This window comes from Myroides albus (assembly GCF_024722315.1).
GTDB classification, from domain to species: domain Bacteria; phylum Bacteroidota; class Bacteroidia; order Flavobacteriales; family Flavobacteriaceae; genus Flavobacterium; species Flavobacterium album_A.
The window spans coordinates 1,072,944-1,090,951 of sequence record NZ_CP102754.1; the positions used below are offsets into that span (position 1 = coordinate 1,072,944).

The 18,008-nt window shown below is 35.1% G+C and carries 16 protein-coding genes; 8 read left to right on the forward strand and 8 right to left on the reverse strand.

From position 1 onward, the window contains the following. Positions 1–122: 122 nt before the first annotated feature. Positions 123–1,181, forward strand: coding sequence for a 3-oxoacyl-ACP synthase III family protein (locus NWE55_RS05095; protein WP_155091331.1), 1,059 nt, complete (start codon positions 123–125; stop codon positions 1,179–1,181). Positions 1,182–1,218: 37 nt separating this feature from the next. Here NWE55_RS05095 and NWE55_RS05100 read toward each other — a convergent pair whose 3' ends face one another. Beyond that, positions 1,219–1,398, reverse strand: a complete 180-nt coding sequence (locus tag NWE55_RS05100; RefSeq protein WP_160339120.1) for a hypothetical protein — start codon at positions 1,396–1,398, stop codon at positions 1,219–1,221. 229 nt (positions 1,399–1,627) lie between these two features. Here NWE55_RS05100 and NWE55_RS05105 point away from each other — a divergent pair, with 229 nt between their 5' ends. The 4 genes from NWE55_RS05105 (at position 1,628) to NWE55_RS05120 (ending at position 6,552) form a co-directional block, all read left to right on the forward strand. After that, positions 1,628–3,016 carry a phosphatase PAP2 family protein gene (locus NWE55_RS05105; protein ID WP_155091329.1) on the forward strand — a complete coding sequence of 463 codons (1,389 nt, stop codon included), beginning with the start codon at positions 1,628–1,630 and terminating at the stop codon, positions 3,014–3,016. 44 nt (positions 3,017–3,060) lie between these two features. Beyond that, entirely contained in the window at positions 3,061–3,975 is a 915-nt protein-coding gene (locus NWE55_RS05110) for a helix-turn-helix domain-containing protein (protein WP_155091328.1), read from the forward strand. Between the two features lie 93 nt (positions 3,976–4,068). Further along, positions 4,069–5,268, forward strand: coding sequence for an MFS transporter (locus NWE55_RS05115; protein WP_155091327.1), 1,200 nt, complete (start codon positions 4,069–4,071; stop codon positions 5,266–5,268). A 366-nt stretch (positions 5,269–5,634) separates the two neighbouring features. Further along, positions 5,635–6,552 (forward strand): DMT family transporter, encoded by a 918-nt coding sequence (locus NWE55_RS05120; protein ID WP_155091326.1) that lies wholly within the window; start codon positions 5,635–5,637, stop codon positions 6,550–6,552. A 47-nt stretch (positions 6,553–6,599) separates the two neighbouring features. On the opposite strand, the gene NWE55_RS05125 is transcribed toward NWE55_RS05120, so the two are convergent. Then, entirely contained in the window at positions 6,600–8,075 is a 1,476-nt protein-coding gene (locus NWE55_RS05125; protein WP_155091325.1) for a lipopolysaccharide biosynthesis protein, read from the reverse strand. A 151-nt stretch (positions 8,076–8,226) separates the two neighbouring features. Between NWE55_RS05125 and NWE55_RS05130 the strand changes: the two genes are divergently transcribed. The 3 genes from NWE55_RS05130 (at position 8,227) to NWE55_RS05140 (ending at position 10,661) form a co-directional block, all read left to right on the forward strand. Continuing rightward, a complete protein-coding gene (locus NWE55_RS05130) occupies positions 8,227–9,063 on the forward strand; it encodes a glycosyltransferase family 2 protein (protein ID WP_155091419.1) in 837 nt (278 codons plus the stop codon). Between the two features lie 69 nt (positions 9,064–9,132). Then, entirely contained in the window at positions 9,133–9,879 is a 747-nt protein-coding gene (locus tag NWE55_RS05135) for an MlaE family ABC transporter permease (protein WP_155091324.1), read from the forward strand. A 2-nt stretch (positions 9,880–9,881) separates the two neighbouring features. Then, positions 9,882–10,661, forward strand: a complete 780-nt coding sequence (locus NWE55_RS05140) for an ABC transporter ATP-binding protein (protein WP_155091323.1) — start codon at positions 9,882–9,884, stop codon at positions 10,659–10,661. A 63-nt stretch (positions 10,662–10,724) separates the two neighbouring features. Here the strand turns inward: NWE55_RS05140 and NWE55_RS05145 are convergent, their stop codons facing one another. The 6 genes from NWE55_RS05145 to pdhA form a co-directional block, all read right to left on the reverse strand. Further along, a complete protein-coding gene (locus NWE55_RS05145) occupies positions 10,725–11,804 on the reverse strand; it encodes a mannose-1-phosphate guanylyltransferase (RefSeq protein WP_155091322.1) in 1,080 nt (359 codons plus the stop codon). An 8-nt stretch (positions 11,805–11,812) separates the two neighbouring features. Continuing rightward, complete coding sequence (locus tag NWE55_RS05150) at positions 11,813–12,436, reverse strand: SprT-like domain-containing protein (protein ID WP_155091321.1); 624 nt, start codon at positions 12,434–12,436, stop codon at positions 11,813–11,815. Between the two features lie 11 nt (positions 12,437–12,447). Next, entirely contained in the window at positions 12,448–13,128 is a 681-nt protein-coding gene (locus tag NWE55_RS05155) for an SDR family NAD(P)-dependent oxidoreductase (RefSeq protein WP_155091320.1), read from the reverse strand. Positions 13,129–13,134: 6 nt separating this feature from the next. After that, a complete protein-coding gene (locus NWE55_RS05160) occupies positions 13,135–14,073 on the reverse strand; it encodes a M20/M25/M40 family metallo-hydrolase (RefSeq protein ID WP_155091319.1) in 939 nt (312 codons plus the stop codon). A 151-nt stretch (positions 14,074–14,224) separates the two neighbouring features. Next, the gene (locus NWE55_RS05165; RefSeq protein ID WP_155091318.1) at positions 14,225–15,862 is read right to left on the reverse strand and encodes a pyruvate dehydrogenase complex dihydrolipoamide acetyltransferase; all 1,638 of its coding nucleotides are present in this window, start codon (positions 15,860–15,862) and stop codon (positions 14,225–14,227) included. 9 nt (positions 15,863–15,871) lie between these two features. After that, positions 15,872–16,870 (reverse strand): pyruvate dehydrogenase (acetyl-transferring) E1 component subunit alpha, encoded by a 999-nt coding sequence (gene pdhA, locus NWE55_RS05170; RefSeq protein WP_155091317.1) that lies wholly within the window; start codon positions 16,868–16,870, stop codon positions 15,872–15,874. Positions 16,871–18,008: the final 1,138 nt, after the last annotated feature.

Genomic DNA, 18,008 nt, shown 5'->3' on the forward strand with positions numbered 1-18,008 from the left:
ACAACTTCTTGCTCTGCATATAAAAACCTCATCAACTTCTAAATAAAATAACTATTATCTTGTCATTATATGATAATTACGCTAAGTTTACGGATAAGAAACAAAAACAACCTCCTATAATTATGAATATAAAAATTATTGGCTCAGGCTGCTACATCCCAACTCAAGTAATCACCAATAATGATTTTGACCAATTTGACTTTAGAGATGAGAGCGGTAAGCCATTCAACGACAACAATCAGAGAATAGCTAAGAAGCTACAAATGATTACGGGAATAGAAGAACGCAGATATGTTGAAAACAATCTAACCACTTCTGATATAGGAACCATTGCAGCACAAAAAGCAATCGAAAATGCTCACATCGACCCTGAGACGATAGATCAAATTATTTTTGCGCACAACTTTGGTGATATTAAACACGGTACAATACAATCGGACAATGTCCCAAGTTTAGCATCGCGTGTCAAACACAATTTAAAAATCAAAAACCCCAACTGTATTGCCTACGATATGCTGTTTGGTTGTCCGGGATGGTTACAAGGAGTGATTAATGCTTATGCCATGATGCAATCCGGTTTAGCCAAACGCTGTTTGATTATTGGAGCGGAGACATTGTCTCGCACAATAGACTTACACGATAGAGATTCAATGATTTACGCTGATGGTGCTGGAGCGACAATATTTGAAAGTAAAACTGAAGAAGGTGGTATTCTTGCAGTAAACAGTGCAAGCTACACATTAGAAGAAGCTTTCTTTATACACTACGGCAAATCATATCATCCTGACTTAGATCCTGATACAAAATACATCAAAATGTACGGGCGAAAGATATACGAATTTGCTCTTACTTGTGTACCACTGGCTATGAAAGCCTGTATGGACAAAAGTGGGGTGCCGATATCGAAAATTAAGAAAGTGATGATTCACCAAGCCAATGAGAAAATGGATGAAGCCATCGTTAAGCGCTTTTTTGAATTATACAATATGGAGATGCCTGAATATGTCATGCCTATGAATATTCACAAATTAGGCAATAGTAGTGTCGCTACTCTCCCAACCCTATATGATATGATTATTAATAAACAAATTGATCATCATCAACTTGAAAAAGGAGATATATTACTATTTGCATCAGTAGGTGCAGGTATGAATATAAACGCATTTGTTTATCAACTATAAAAATCAAAAGGTCTATGAAATTGTTCATAGACCTTTTTTATTTCTTCTTCATCTTATAGATATAGTAACCAATCGCAATCAACAATACTATATAGCAGAAAATACTAATGCTAAACTTATACTTCTTGAACACGTCAAACAAGTCCAAGATCAGGATAATAATAACGACAAGGATAACAAGGGCTAAACTTCGCTTAACAGAACTCTTACTTACCATCACTTATATACCTTTAGTTAATAAATAGCCATGCAACTATACGAATTGTATAGTTATTAGCTACTTATAGACCAATTATTATGCCAATTATTAGCTTTTCACAAGACCTTAAATGGCATTTGTTTTAGACAAAAGCATTTAAAAAAACACTAAAACCATCTATATAAAACACTGTAAAACAATCATTTAAAAAACAAATATCCAACTACATTTGCACAAAAAAAGCAATATGAAGATTCAGTGTTATCTATTCGTTATAATCTTATTGGGAACAAAATCGTTCGCACAACATATAAAACAATCAGATAAAGATCTTGTAAAAGAATTAACTGCGGAGAAATTAAATCTGTCAGTAGCCAACAACAAAAACTTCTGGGATCGTGAGGTAACTAAAATTGCCTTAGTACCTACCGTATTCTTTGGAGCTTCAGCTGCAACTTGGCACAGCAAAGAAGATATACGCGAAATAAGAAATCGCTATATTCCAACTTTCAAATACAAATATGACGATTATTTCCAGTACGTACCAGCAGCTGCAACTTTTGGACTAAAGGCAGCTGGCGTACAAGGAAGAAATAACATAAAAAGAACTACAATATCCTATGCTACAAGTATGGCTATAATGGCTATTCTTGTAAATGGTATTAAATATACAGCCAAAGTTGAACGACCAGATGGATCCACGAAAAACTCATTTCCATCAGGTCATACAGCCATGGCATTTGCCAATGCAGCATTTTTAGACAAAGAATATGGTCTTGTCAATCCTGCGTATGCTATAGGAGGATATGGAATAGCGACGATGACAGGAGTAGGAAGAAGCCTAAACAATCGCCACTGGGCACCAGATGTATTAGCGGGCGCAGGTATTGGTATATTATCTACCCAATTAGCTTACTTTTTTGTAGATAAAATTTATGGAAACAAAGGCGACAACTTGAGCTTACTCTCTAAATATGAAGGTAATGAAAACCCCTCTTTCTTATCCATTAAAGTAGGTTACACAAGTGGCTTAGCCAGCTTAGTAGAAACAGAAGATAATGAATCACTTGCCAAAATGGGATGGGAAGCAGGATTGGAAGGTGCTTATTTCTTCAATAGGCATTGGGGAATCGGAGGGCAAATAATGGTAGCGAGTTTTCCCTTTTCCGAAGAAAAACTAAGCGCACCAGAGAATCATCAAATTGATGCAAAAGTACTATCTGAATCAATGGGTAACCTAACCTTCTCTGTGGGGCCTTACTATGCTTTTCACTTCGGAGAAAAGTGGAACCTTATGCTTAAGGCTTTAGGAGGATATAGCACAGGAGCAGATGGAAACATCTCTTTAAAAGTACGTTCATCTGATATCGATATTCCAGACTTGGAGAATGGACAACTGCAAATTGCATCATACAAACCAGCTGACACATTCCAATTTACTGCTGGTATGGCTCTGACTTACAATATAACAGATAATTTAGGTGTAACTCTATATTCTGACTTTAATCACAGCCAAGCGAAAATGAAATATACAATCAACAAATCAATATTAGAAGAAGGTGATTCTCAGATCAATACTTTTCATCAACCATTTAACTATATGAGTTTAGGATTTAGATTAACAGCCTATTTTTAAATATTTGATTTTAGTAACTTTACACACTTGAATTTAGGAATGATATGAGTAAAGATTTAGAAACCATAAAGGATTATTACAAATATACTATCACAGGCAAAAACTACGGTTTTGATATCAACAACTATCAAGATGGACAGTCTCACTTTAATATAAATACGCGTAAACATTGTCACTTCAGCACTCCCTACAACAGGAGAGACTTTTTTAAAATCTGTTTAATTATTGGACAAGGGAAGTTCAAATATGGTAAACACACCTTAGTGATAGACAAACCTACTCTATTCCTTCCTTGTCCAACAATACCTTATGAATGGGAATCATGCTCAGAAAACCAAGAGGGATACTTCTGTTTATTCAACAAGGAATTCTTTCACTCAGATGCGTCTCTTGAACTATTTAAAAAAACATCCTTATTCAAGGAATGGAGCAAGCCGTTTATATTCTTAGCTGACGCAGAAGTAGAAAGCCTTAATAACTACTTTATGCAGATGTATGAAATGGCACAAAGCTCTTACCCTTTAAAGTACGAAATCATACGAAACTTAGTAGCTATTGTCTTGCACAAAGCCCTACAGTTAAAAGCAGAAGATATTCACATACAAGAGCAATCTCCTGCCGATAGACTATACCGTTTGTTTGACAATGCCTTAGATAATCAGTTTCCTTTAGATTCTCCTGCTTATCCTCTGTTGTTGAAAACACCCAAAGACTTTGCTCAACTACTGAACGTACATGTAAATCACTTAAATGCAATCGTCAAAAAAAACACAGGAAATACAACTACCCAAGTAATCAAAAACAGAGTATTCGAGGAAGCAAAAAACCTTCTTAAACACACAACCTGGGACATAGCAGAAATAGGTTATACACTCGGCTTCGATCACCCTACCCATTTTAATAACTTCTTTAAAAAATACGCCTCAATAACCCCCTTGCAATTTAAGAACACCCTCTAACAATCTTTGATTTTCGTAATTATCCCTTTGAGTCAATAAAAGCCATAAAGGCATTAGCTGTTAATTTTGCACGTCTAAACAACAATGTACTTTATGCTTAAAAACACATCAGAACAACGAAAGAAATTGATAACCGCTTTGGCTTTTATTTCCATACCTCTTTCAGGTTTTGTCACTGACATTTACTTACCGTCATTCCCTTCTATGGCAAAGGATTTGAATGTCTTGGAAAAAGAGATACAACTTACGCTTACCTGCTACTTATTGAGTTATGGTATTTCACAGCTATTTGTAGGTAGCTTATTGGATAGCATTGGTAGATATAAGCCACGGCTTATTGCTTTATTTACCTTAGTTATTACAAGCATAAGTATTGCCTACTTAGATAATATCTTTTATATCTGCTTACTTAGAATAGTTCAGGGGATAGGTATCTCTATCTTAGTTGTTGCAACAAGAGCTCTATTCATGGACCTATATGATACCGAAAAGAGAGCACACTACTTGAGTTACTTTACAGTAGTATGGTCTTGTGGTCCGATATTAGCTCCATTTCTTGGTGGATACTTGGAAAAGCTATTCAACTGGCAAGCTAATTTCTTTTTCCTTGCTATCTATGCGGGAATACTATTAATATTAGACTTGGCAATCAGTGGAGAGAGTATTCCAGAGAAGAAAAAGTTTAATCTTAAAAACACAGTTCAATTGTATTCAACCATGCTTCAAAATAAAATGTTCATGTTAGGTATTATCATTTTAGGTTTAAGCTATTCCATTGTTATGATCTTCAATATTGCAGGGCCCTTTATAATTGAAAATACCTTTCACTATAATTCTGTTGTAATAGGCTATTGTACATTAATCCTTGGCTTTTCGTGGATGTTAGGAGGATTTGTTGGTAAAAGGCGAATCTATCTCGAATTTGAACCAAGAGTAAAACAACCCGCAATAGTACAGCTTATCTTGATTGGTGGGCTTATTGCAATGAGTTACTTCTTAGAAAACATTTGGGTTATGATGCCCTTTTTATTTCTTATTCACATCTGCTCGGGTACACTGTTCAATAATTTCTTTACTTCAACAATGTTGACCTTTCCAGAAAACTCGGGAACTGCAGGTGGATTAATGGGAGGACTTGTTTACGTTATTACCTCCATATCAAGTTTTGTCATTTCATCAACGGGGAACATCTCAGGACAAATGGAATTAAGCATTCGATATATAATTATCTCTCTATTGCTTTTTTCTACCATTTTACTCATTGTTCAAGCAAATAAAAAACTGTTAAAATAAATTCAAATACAAAAACAGCTTTAGTAAATTATCAATAACACAAGTTAATAACACGAAAAAAGAGTAAATAAAGTAATTAAAAAAGGCTTTATTTACTCTTTTTTCATTTTACAAAATCCTCAAAAATTCCCTCCTATCAACAATAAAACAATTTTGTTATCAAAAAAACACAATTACCTAAAAAACAATGCTATAAACGATGCGAAATTATTGACTTCACTAAGATGTCAGTAAATTCACTTCTTGACTTAAAAAAGAGATAAAAACAGTCATTATTATCAGTAATTTTGCAACATAATTAGGTCTATAAATAAAAGTAGTAAATTATTTCTTTAACCATAGTGTACTTGTAGTACATCAAATAAAATGCAATCAAATAAAAAATTTTTAGGCTTTGCATCTGCTATATTTGCAGCGATGCTTTGGGGAGTTTCAGGTGCTTTTGCACAGTTCCTTTTTGACAAGAAAGAGTTCAATGCCGAATGGTTAGTAACAGTCCGTTTATTAATCTCGGGAGTTCTGATGTTATTCTTTGGTATAATGCAAAGAAATCCAGATGTAAAAGGTATTTGGAAAAATAAAAAAGATGCTATTCAACTATTGCTATTTAGCGTCTTGGGAATGCTGACAGTACAATATACTTACTTTGTCACTATCTTTCATTCAAACGCTGCTACTGCAACTGTATTACAATATACAGGGCCTGTATTTATAGCTGTTTACATTGCACTACGATTAAAGAAATGGCCCAAACCAATTGAATTCTTAGCTATCGGCTTAGCCATGTTAGGTACATTCTTAATGGTTACACATGGTGATACTTCTAAGCTTAGCATAAACCCTACTGCCTTAATATGGGGTATGGCTTCAGCTATCGCTTTGGCAGCATATACAATTATGCCTGTCCACTTGTTAGAAAAATACAGTCCTATCTCAATCATCGGATGGAGTATGTTAATCGCAGGTATTGCAATGAGTATTATCCACCCACCACACCACTTAGAAGGAATATGGGATGGTGAAACATTTGCTGCTGTTACATTCATTGTATTTTTAGGAACTCTGATCCCTTTCTATATATTCTTAACTGCAATTAAGAATATTGGTCCTCAGAGAGCAAGTTTATTAGCTTGTGCTGAACCTTTATCAGCTACATTCATTGCGATTACTTACTTCGGAGTACAATTTCACTATTTTGACTGGATAGGTAGTTTGTGTATCATCACGACAATCCTACTACTTACAAAGATTAAGAAGAAAGTACTTCCCGAACCGGAACTATAAATTATAAAAAAAGCGATAAACAATGAGTTATCGCTTTTTTTATGTCATTACATTTTTAAATTAAATATTCTAACTAATATTTTAACCACTTGACTTCTTAACCCTTCAGCCCATTGTGTTTTAAATAGGACATACAAGTTCAAACATAGAACAAGGAATACTTTGACAAGCAAATCCCCGATATGACTACCAACAGAGGGCAAATAGAAAACAAGTAAACAGATCCCAATCATCACAAAGAATAACTTCATAAACATGCTGTCAAAAGGCCACAACCTCATCTTCTTATAGATATAGTAAGTTTTACCGACATTAAACAAAGTTAATGAGAGCATCGAAGCAATTCCTACACCTAAAATGCCGTAAGTGGTTTGCGTTAAAAAATAAATATTCAGTAGCACATTCAATACCATCAAGCATAAGATAGAAACTAAATTAAACCTATAATACTTGGAATAGGAAATAATCTCCGTATTAAATCCTGTGGACATGTTTATAACTACATTTATACCTAACAAATAAATAATAGGAAGTGAAGGAGCTAACTTATCATAAGTCGGCATGAGTTGAAACAAATCCGCAATTCCCACTACTGTGCAACTAAATAAAAACATACCTATAAAAAACATACTCCTTGCGACCTCTTTATACTTGTAATTCAAGGTGCGCAAATCGCCTTTATTTAACAACTCTGATATGACTGGCGCATACAACGCAAAAACTCCTGTGGCTGGTATCGCCAGTGTGGAAGCTAAAGCAACACCAATATTATAGGTTCCATTTGCTTCATAGGATATAAAATAGGGAATCATCAACGAATCAACTCTAAACGCAAAGAAAGAGCCAAAGCTTCCTGCAAATGCAAATAAACTATATTGATAATACTCCCTTTTACTAATATCTGTAAATAGATCACTATAAGACCAATGCCACTTAAATTTAAAATATCGATAGATATACCAACCAATCACTAAGGCTATTAAGAAATAAGATAATATATACAATACAAGTGCCTTAGAGATACTGTATTGCAAATAAATTACTAATAAGAATACGGTAGGCAGCGTTATTTTAGGGATTATCTTTTCAAAGAAAGTGGGAAAAGAGATCTTCTGGAGATTTGTTGCTTGCCTGCGAAAAAGCTCTATATAAGCCATCGAAAAAGCTAAGGGATAAGCATACAAAATAAATTTCATATCTTCTCCTTGATAAAAGAACATACCAATAAAGAGTACAATTCCCAGACAAAGTGCGAGTTTAAACAAAGACAACAAAGAGAAACTAAATAGCTTGCTTTGCAATCGCTCATTTAACTTTGGATAGTAATTAATCAATGCATGTGTACTACCCAAAACGATAATGGGATACATTATCTGAGCACAGGCATCTACAAATCGTATAACACCTAACATCTCTTTATCTTGCGGATAAATCAATATAGTTGATACTACACCTATTACTACTCCAATATAATTGATAACAGTAAACAACAGTGCTTGTTTTGTAGAGATATTAGCTTTCATTACTATTTAAATAGACTTTCTTACTTACAAATATACTTGCTATTCAACGTTTAACTACATTTTTTTTACATTTGTAATCTGACCACCCTATTTTATGAGTTGAATCTCATCGTGTCTAAACCTACATAAAATGACAAAATACATAGTTGTAATGCCTGCTTACAATGAGGCAGATTACATCGCCAAAACCCTTGATAGCATTGTTTTGCAAAGCTTATTACCTCACAGGCTTATTGTCGTTAATGACAATTCCACTGATCATACAGCTGAAATAGTTAACTCTTTTGCTAAGACCTATCATTGGATAACACTTGTCAATAAAGATTCTGAAAATATTCACTTGCCTGGTAGCAAAGTAATCCAAGCTTTCAACTATGGCTTAGATACAATAGAAAACCTTGAGGAATTTGAATTTATCGTCAAGTTAGATGCAGATCTAATCTTGCCCTCAAATTACTTTGAAAAAGTAAGTAACCACTTTAAACAAGATCTTACAATCGGCATGGTTGGAGGTTTCGCTTATATCGAGAAAGACGGGAGTTGGATATTAGAAAATCTAACTGACAAAGACCATATTAGAGGAGCCTTTAAATCTTATAGAGTCTCGTGCTTTCAGCAAATTGGAGGGCTAAAGCCCGCTATGGGTTGGGATACAGTAGATGAGCTATTATGTCATTTCTACAATTGGAAAATAAAAACCGATGAGACTTTGAAAGTGAAGCATTTAAAACCCACAGGAGCAATGTACAACAAAGCATCAAGATACAAACAAGGAGAGGCTTTTTACAGACTTCATTACGGGTTCGTCATTACACTCATCGCTTCGCTTAAACTTGCTTTTAAAAAGAAAAAGACGCTCTTGTTCATAGACTATCTCTCAGGTTTTAGGAAAGCTAAAAAAGCTAAAATGCCCTATTTAGTTACGGAAGAACAAGGAATCTTTATTCGCAAATACCGTTGGAACAAGATAAAGGCAAAACTGAGGTAGGCATTTTTTAGCAATTCACACTTAAAAACTCATTTGTAATTGGTAATTTAGCCGGATATTAATTTTTGTATGATAAAATCAGGATTAAAAAATATAGGTCAGTACTTCATTATGTTGAAAGAAATCTTCAGCAAGATGACCAAATGGAAGGTGATGAAGGAACTAATCTTCAAAGAAATTGACGATTTAATTATTGGCTCACTTGGTATTGTCTGCTTCTTATCTTTCTTCGTAGGAGGGGTTGTAGCAATACAAACTGCATTAAACTTAACAAACCCATTAATTCCAAAATATTTAATTGGTTTTGCTACCAGACAATCCGTTGTCTTAGAGTTTGCACCTACTTTTATCTCTATTATTATGGCAGGTAAAATGGGGTCATTCATCACGTCGAGCATAGGTACTATGCGTGTAACCGAACAGATTGATGCCTTAGAAGTAATGGGAGTAAGTTCTCTTAACTACTTAGTATTCCCTAAACTTGTAGCGGTTTTTCTTTATCCTTTTGTGATTGGAATCAGTATGTTCTTAGGAATACTTGGAGGATGGTTTGGAGGAGTAATGGGTAATTTTGTTACTTCAGAACAATTTATCATTGGATTACAAGACACATTTATTCCTTTTCACATCACCTACGCTTTTATCAAAACCTTTATATTCGGATTCCTATTAGCTACTATTCCTTCCTACTTTGGATATTATATGAAAGGTGGAGCTTTAGAAGTGGGTAAAGCCAGCACAACGTCATTTGTATGGACGAGTGTAGCCATTATCTTAACAAACTATATATTAACCTCTCTATTATTAAGTAACTAATCATGATCGAAGTTAAAAACATTGAAAAGTCGTTCGAAGGAACTCAAGTTCTTAAAGGCATTTCTACCACTTTTGAGAAAGGTAAGACCAACTTAATTATCGGTCAGAGTGGTTCAGGTAAAACAGTATTGTTAAAAACCTTATTGGGTATTCACCAAAGTGATAATGGATCTATTGCCTTCGATGGCAGAGTATATAGTGAGTTATCCAGATCGGAAAAAAGAAACCTAAGAACAGAAATCGGCATGGTATTCCAAGGTAGTGCTTTGTTTGATTCTATGACAGTAGAAGAAAATATCGCCTTCCCACTGAGAATGTTTACAGACAAATCTGATGCTGAAATCATGCAACGTGTAAACGAGGTAATTAACCGAGTGAACTTAATCAATGCAAACAAGAAAAAACCTGCTGAGATCTCTGGAGGTATGCAGAAAAGGGTAGCCATTGCTCGTGCAATAGTAAACAACCCTAAATACTTGTTCTGTGATGAGCCTAACTCTGGATTAGATCCCAAAACAGCAATTGTCATCGACAACCTTATCCAAGAGATTACACATGAATACGGTATAACTACTGTAATTAATACACATGACATGAACTCTGTGTTAGAGATTGGAGAACATATTGTATTCTTGAAAAACGGTGTTCTTGCTTGGTCTGGAAACAACAAGGAAATCATCCAAACGGACAATGAAGACGTAGTTGACTTCGTCTATTCTTCAGAATTATTCAGAATGGTTCGCGACGCTATACGTCACATTGGAAATGAAAAGAATAAATAATCTTTCTATTATAAAAAGTAAAAGGGATTGACAATTGTCAATCCCTTTTACTTTTTATAAACCTTATTTGTTTTCCTCTTTTAACTTATCTTCAATATAGTGACTTACTGTCTTTATCTCCTGTTCTTTCTTTTTAGGGTAAATAAGCAAAACTCCTTCTTTATCTACGATAATATAATCACTTAATCCGTCCACCACTACAAGCTTATCACTATCTGTTCGAACAATATTATTCGTAGCATTATTAAAAAATGCCTTAGCATTCACTACTGCATTCTCTGAGCAATCTTTCGGTAACTTATCGTATAAAGACCCCCAAGTACCTAAGTCATTCCAATCAAATGTTGCAGGTAAGACATAGACGTTATTTGCCTTTTCCATGATAGCATAATCAATAGAGATATTCTCTGCCAAAGGATAATGTTCGTTAATAAAGGACTTTTCACCATTTGTATTATACAAATCATTCCCCTTGTTAAATAACTCTATCATCTTGGGTTGAAACTCAGAAAAAGCCTCTATAATAGCTTGTACACTCCATACGAATATCCCTGCATTCCAAAGAAAATGACGACTTTGAATAAACTTTCGCGCAGTCACATAATCTGGCTTCTCTCTAAATTGTACAACTTTCTTAATCGGTCGTGAATCCAGCTTATTGAATTCGATATATCCATATCCAGTATTGGGAAACGTAGGTAATATACCCAAAGTCATCAATACCCTATCTCTCTCACAAACATCAAATGTACGCTGTAAATTACTGATAAACTGCACTTCATCTTCAATCCAGTGATCACTTGGCGCTACCACCATAACAGCATCAGGATTAATCTTCTTAATCTTCATTGCTGCATATAAAATACAAGGTGCCGTATTACGCATAGCGGGTTCAAGAATTATATTCTCTAACTCTACTGATGGCAATTGCTCTCGTACAATATCTCTATAGTTTTCGTGTGTTAGGATTAAGATGTTCTCTTTAGGGATCAAAAGAGAAAGCCTTTTAAAGGTCTTCTGGATCAATGTATCCCCCGTACCTAACATATCATGAAACTGTTTTGGAAAATCAGGAGTACTTACTGGCCAAAAGCGCGACCCAACTCCACCAGCCATTACAACAGCATAATAATTCGAACTCATATATTTACTTATCTTTTTACAACATAATGGGTCAACAATTCCACTTCTGCATTTGCTTTAAAAGTGTATAATAAACCCGTAGAAACTTCTTGACACTCAAATCTCTTTATTCGCAATGGTCCACGTTTAAATATCTTGCCATTTCTAATTCTAAAATGACTGCCCAAAGGTATCTCGTAAACGAAACACACATGATCTCCTTTCTCCTGTTTATCATACATACGCATAGCGATAGATAATCTATCATCTGTATCACTACTCGCTGTGGGATTTCTAAAGTGATTAGCCAATAAAGGCAATAACTTATTTGGAAAGACTTCAGGCCGTATAAAAGGTACCATTAACAATTGAAAAGTTGACTTCCATTCTACCCCATGTGGCTTAATACGCCCCCCATACTTTTGATAAGCTACCAAATGAGCTATCTCGTGTATTAGCGTCATCAAGAAACGATATGGATTAAGGTTTGCATTTACTGTTATCAAATGCTTGCCATCATACCTCCTTGTATAATCCCCATGTCTTGTAACGCGTTCATTCACGATTTTTAAGTGTATTTGATATGCTTTAATCAACTCAAAAACGGGCTCGACAGCGTGTTCAGGTAAATATGGTTTTAACTTCTCTATCAAATCAATCTAATTTATGGTGTTGTACTCGATGCTTGCAGTACTTTACCATTAAAATATTTATTTCCGTTCAAGGCGAAATCACAGATATACTCCGCCATTTCTTCAGGCATTAATGGTGCTTGATAGCCAGGGAAAGCTTCCTCTAACATCTCAGTCTGCACAGCTCCTAAAGCAATAACATTAAATGATATACCTCTATCTTTATATTCCTCTGCTAATAGCTCGCTCAATATACTCACAGCCCCTTTACTTGAACTATAAGCAGCAAGTCCACCAAACTTCATTGCTCCTTGCACACCTCCCATACTACTGATCGTTACCACATGACTATTTACAGACATAAACGGTATACAAACTTGTACAAGACCTACAACTCCAAATACATTGACATTATAAACTTCTAAGAAATCCTCTTTGGTCAATTCTTCAAATGGTTTATTGATAAGTTTACCTGCATTATTCACCAAGATATCGACTTTACCAGCCCATCTTTGTTCTATAAATTCACAAACTTGCTTTAGATCATCTTCTTTTGTAAGGTCAACTGAAAGACAATGTACATTCTCAAGGGTACTTAATTCAGTTGATATTTTTCTCGAAATCGCTAACACTTGGTAACCCATTGCAGCAAATATCTTCACAGATTCTAAACCGATACCTCTACTTGTACCAGTTACAATAATATTTTTCATTCTATACTATTTCATTCTTATTTCTCCCTGTGGAGCGTTAATCACTTTACTCACTACAGGAATTACTTTATTGGTAAACTCAGTCATAAACTCGTAGTTCATCAAATGAGCTTCGTCCTTTACATGGTGATAGTACTCATAGTTCTCAAAATCAAATGAACTGAAAGTTTGACTTGGTATCTTAAACGCTTCGTAGAAAGGATAATTGTCCGAACGTTTGAATAGTTGGTATTCCTCAGCTTTCTCTAATTTCCCTACCAAAGCTTCACCAGCATAGTGATTTAATCGCTCTGCTAAAGTAGATAAATCGTACCCAGTCAAATAAGCCATATAATCGCGATTCATAGATAAACCAAGCATTTCGAAATTCAACATCGAAACGACATTTACATTAGCCTCTTTCAATCGAGTAGCTAAGTGTTTTGAGCCCACTAATCCTATTTCTTCTGCTGTAAAAAAGGCAATGATCACACTTCTTTTACTTTCTTTAAGCTTAGCTAAGTTTCTCGATAACTCTAATAAAATTGCAGTCCCAGCGGCATTGTCATTTGCGCCATTGGCAATAGAATCACCTTCTACTAACTTAGATACAATTCCTATATGATCGTAATGCGCTCCCAAAACAACATATTCACTTGCCAGTTCTTTGTCAGTACCTTCGATTACACCAACAACATTCCAAGTATCTTTTATTGTAGATAAAGTATCGTTATAAGACGTAAAAAACGGTTTGATGTGATATTCATTCAATTTATCAGCTAAATACTTAGCAGCTACTTGATTCTCATACGTACTGGTATTTCTCCCTTTTATCTCATCACTTGCAAGGAAATATACTGTCTCCTCAATATTCTTCATGTTTGCACTAACATCCGCTTTAGCAGGTTGTTTTACTCCACCGCAGCTAAGCAATAACAAACACATAAATAATCCTAAAACTCTCATTTCTCAAAAATTTAATCAAAAATACAAAAATCCAACCTCATATAGCGTACATAAGCCATTATACTTATTAGTTTTTTTACAAATAAATAGAACATAAAAGTCCCGTCTTTACAAAAAAGACGGGACTTCAAATTATCTTAAAACAAACTGCTTATGCAAGCATAGTTACAGGATTCTCTATATAACTCTTAAGAGTTTGTAAGAATTGAGCTCCTGTAGCTCCATCAACAGTTCTGTGATCACAAGCTAATGTAACTGTCATCGTATTACCAACAACAATCTGTCCGTTTTTCACAACAGGTTTCTCAACAATAGCACCTACTGATAAAATTGCAGAGTTCGGTTGGTTAATGATTGAAGTGAAAGATTGAATACCAAACATACCTAAGTTAGATACAGTAAAAGTACTTCCTTCCATTTCAGCTGGTGTAAGTTTTTTAGATTTAGCTTTTCCAGCCAATTCTTTTACTTTACCACCAATATGAGTCAATGACATTTGATCAGTGAAAGGCAATACAGGTACTACCAATCCGTCTTCCACAGCTACAGCAACTCCCACAGCGATATGGTTGTTATATACTGTTACATCATCTCTCCATTGTGTATTTACTTGTGGGTGTTTGCGCAATGCCATTGCACAAGCTTTCACCACCATATCATTGAATGATACTTTAGTATCAGGTAGAGCATTGATTACTTTACGAGATTCTATTGCATTATCCATGTCGATTTCTATAGTTAAGTAGTAATGAGGAGCAGTAAACTTAGACTCTGCTAAACGACGCGCAATAGTCTTACGCATTTGAGAGTTTTTCACTTCCTCTACACTAACTTCTCCAGCAGGAACAAAAGGTTTTACTTCATTCACTGTAGCAGTAGCTGCAGCTGGTGCTGATGTAGAAACTGTTTTTGCAGCTGGTACGAAGTTTTCGATATCGCGTTTGATAATACGACCATTCTCTCCACTACCTTTTACATCTCCTAAGTTAATTCCCTTCTCTTCTGCGATCTTCTTCGCTAATGGAGAAACAAATATTCTACCACCTGTATTTGATGTTGTTGTTGCAGCTGCAGCAGCATTTGATGTTTGCTCTTGAGCTTTTGGAGCCTCAGCAGCTGTTTCTTTTACATCTCCTCCAATAGAACCACCATTTTTAACAGACTCTACAACAGCAGAAACATCAGTTCCCGCAGGTCCTAAAATAGCAAGTACACTATCTACTGGTGCTGATTGTCCTTCTTCAATACCTACATAAAGAAGTGTTCCAGATTCAAAAGCTTCAAATTCCATCGTTGCTTTATCTGTTTCAATCTCTGCTAAAATATCTCCTTCTTCTACTTTATCTCCTACTTTCTTAATCCAAGTTGCAACTGTACCATCTGTCATTGTATCACTTAGACGAGGCATAGTAACTATTTTCACCCCCGCAGGAAGTTCAGTAGTTTTTGAAACAGGTTTTGATGTTTCAGCACTGGGAGTAGCTTCTTCTTTCACTACAGCAGTTGTAGCTTTAGCACCTCCTCCATTGATTAAAGAAGATATATCTTCACCTTCATTTCCAATAATAGCCAATAAAGAGTCTACAGGTGCAGATTCTCCTTCTTGTAATCCAATATATAACAATGTACCTGAATGGAAAGATTCAAACTCCATTGTTGCTTTATCTGTTTCAATTTCAGCTAAGATATCTCCTTCTGAAATCTTGTCTCCAACTTTCTTTAACCATGCCGCAACAACACCTTCTGTCATCGTGTCGCTTAAGCGTGGCATTGTAATTACTTCTGCCATATTATTTTATTATAATCTATGAGGTAAAAAAGGATAATTTTCTTGTTCGTATACTACGTCATACATAACATTCTTATCTGGGAATGGAGACTCTTCTGCGAATTTCTCACACTCAGATACAAGATCTTTTACTCTTTGATCCATGATTTCTATTTCCTCTTGTGTAGCATAGTTATTTGCTTTGATAACATCTAACACTTGAGTAATAGGGTCGATTTTTTTGTACTCCTCAACTTCATCTTTCGTACGATAATGTTGAGCATCAGACATTGAGTGTCCTCTATAACGATACGTTTTTATTTCCAATAATGTAGGTCCATCTCCACGACGAGCTCTTTCAATAGCTTCGTACATCGCTTCTGCAACCTTCACAGGATTCATCCCATCAACAGGTCCACAAGGCATTTCATAACCTAAACCTAATTTCCATATATCTGTATGGTTTGCTGTACGCTCTACTGATGTACCCATAGCATATCCATTGTTCTCGATACAGAATACTACTGGCAATTTCCAGTTCATAGCCATATTGAATGTCTCATGTAATGAACCTTGGCGAGCAGCACCATCTCCAAAATAACACATAGTTACTGCGTTGCGGTCAAAATACTTATCTGCAAATGCTAACCCTGCTCCTAAAGGAATTTGTCCTCCTACGATTCCGTGTCCTCCATAAAAGCGGTGCTCTTTCGAAAAGATATGCATTGATCCTCCTAAACCTTGTGAAGTACCAGTTGCTTTTCCTAATAACTCAGCCATGATTCTTTTTGGGTCAACACCTAATCCTATAGGCTGAACGTGATTTCTGTATGCCGTAATCATTTTGTCTTTTGACAAATCCATTGCATGTAAAGCTCCAGCTAAAACAGCTTCTTGCCCATTATATAAATGTAAGAATCCTCTAACTTTTTGTTGAATATATAGTGCGGCAAGTTTGTCTTCAAACTTTCTCCAAAACAGCATGTCTTCATACCATTTTAGATAAACTTCTTTTGTAATTTCTTTCATATGACTTTACTTTTCATCTGCGGCGTGACCGCTTAAAATACAGACTGTTTCAATATCCCACAATAGTGTGGAGCAACAAAAGTAGCACATCTACTTTACATAGGAAAATTTATTTTCTCTATTTTAGAACTCAACAGATTATATATATAAATTTTATGATTTTGTTTAAACTTTTTTACTATTTTATACCTAATTATACTTTTATCGTAATTGCCTTTTCTCGTTTTAAGACCTTCTAAACATACATACCACTAAATACACAGCTAAGTTAGTCTTAGAGAACAAAATATAACTCCCTTCTTACTTTATCTGACTCGTTTTACACTACAAATAAGCGCTTCTATTAGTTCCTATTTTACGAATATATTGCTTATGATGCCACACCTCATACAAGTAAAGCTTCAAGTACTCCATAGTTTGACACCAATTCGCGTGGAGATTGCTTGCGTGTTGCACTCACTTTTCTTGCACCTTTCTTGCACCTTTCTTCGAGAAAACCTCTCTCTGGGCGAGGAAACCCCAAGAAAAGTGCCAGTAATCCCCAACAAAGTGCAAGCCACTCCTATACTAAAACATATAAATATGCCTTTGAAATCTCACCTGATTCTTCATTAATTTCCGGAATAATACCTAATAGACTACACAAATAAAAAGAAGCTATACTAACAGCTTTAAAACATTAGCCACTATTTCCTTTTGCCATTTTTCAGGGTGAACTCACCTTTAACATTGACTAAACAAAACAAGGCCCAGAAGAAAAAATCTCCTGGGCCAAAAAAACCACAACCAAACTTCATGTATTACTTGATTAGAATACATTTCACTATAAATATTACCAAACCTATCTATAATTTCTACAACAACTGACTTCGCTTGGGAAGCTGGAGATAATAAAAATAGGTGATTAATCAATTCAGGCTCTCCCTATTATTATTCTCTCCAATATTTTTACTCCTTTGTGTAATACTACACCTAAAGGATCATTACTTATAACCTATACTTTTCATTACTATAAGTGTATTTCACTGGTAAAAAAAGGCTTTATCCTTCTAAGATTTTAAATTAGTGCTTACTACAACTTCACTAAATCCAAGGAAAAGAAAATCTTTATAACGCTGTGTCTTAAACTCATATCGCG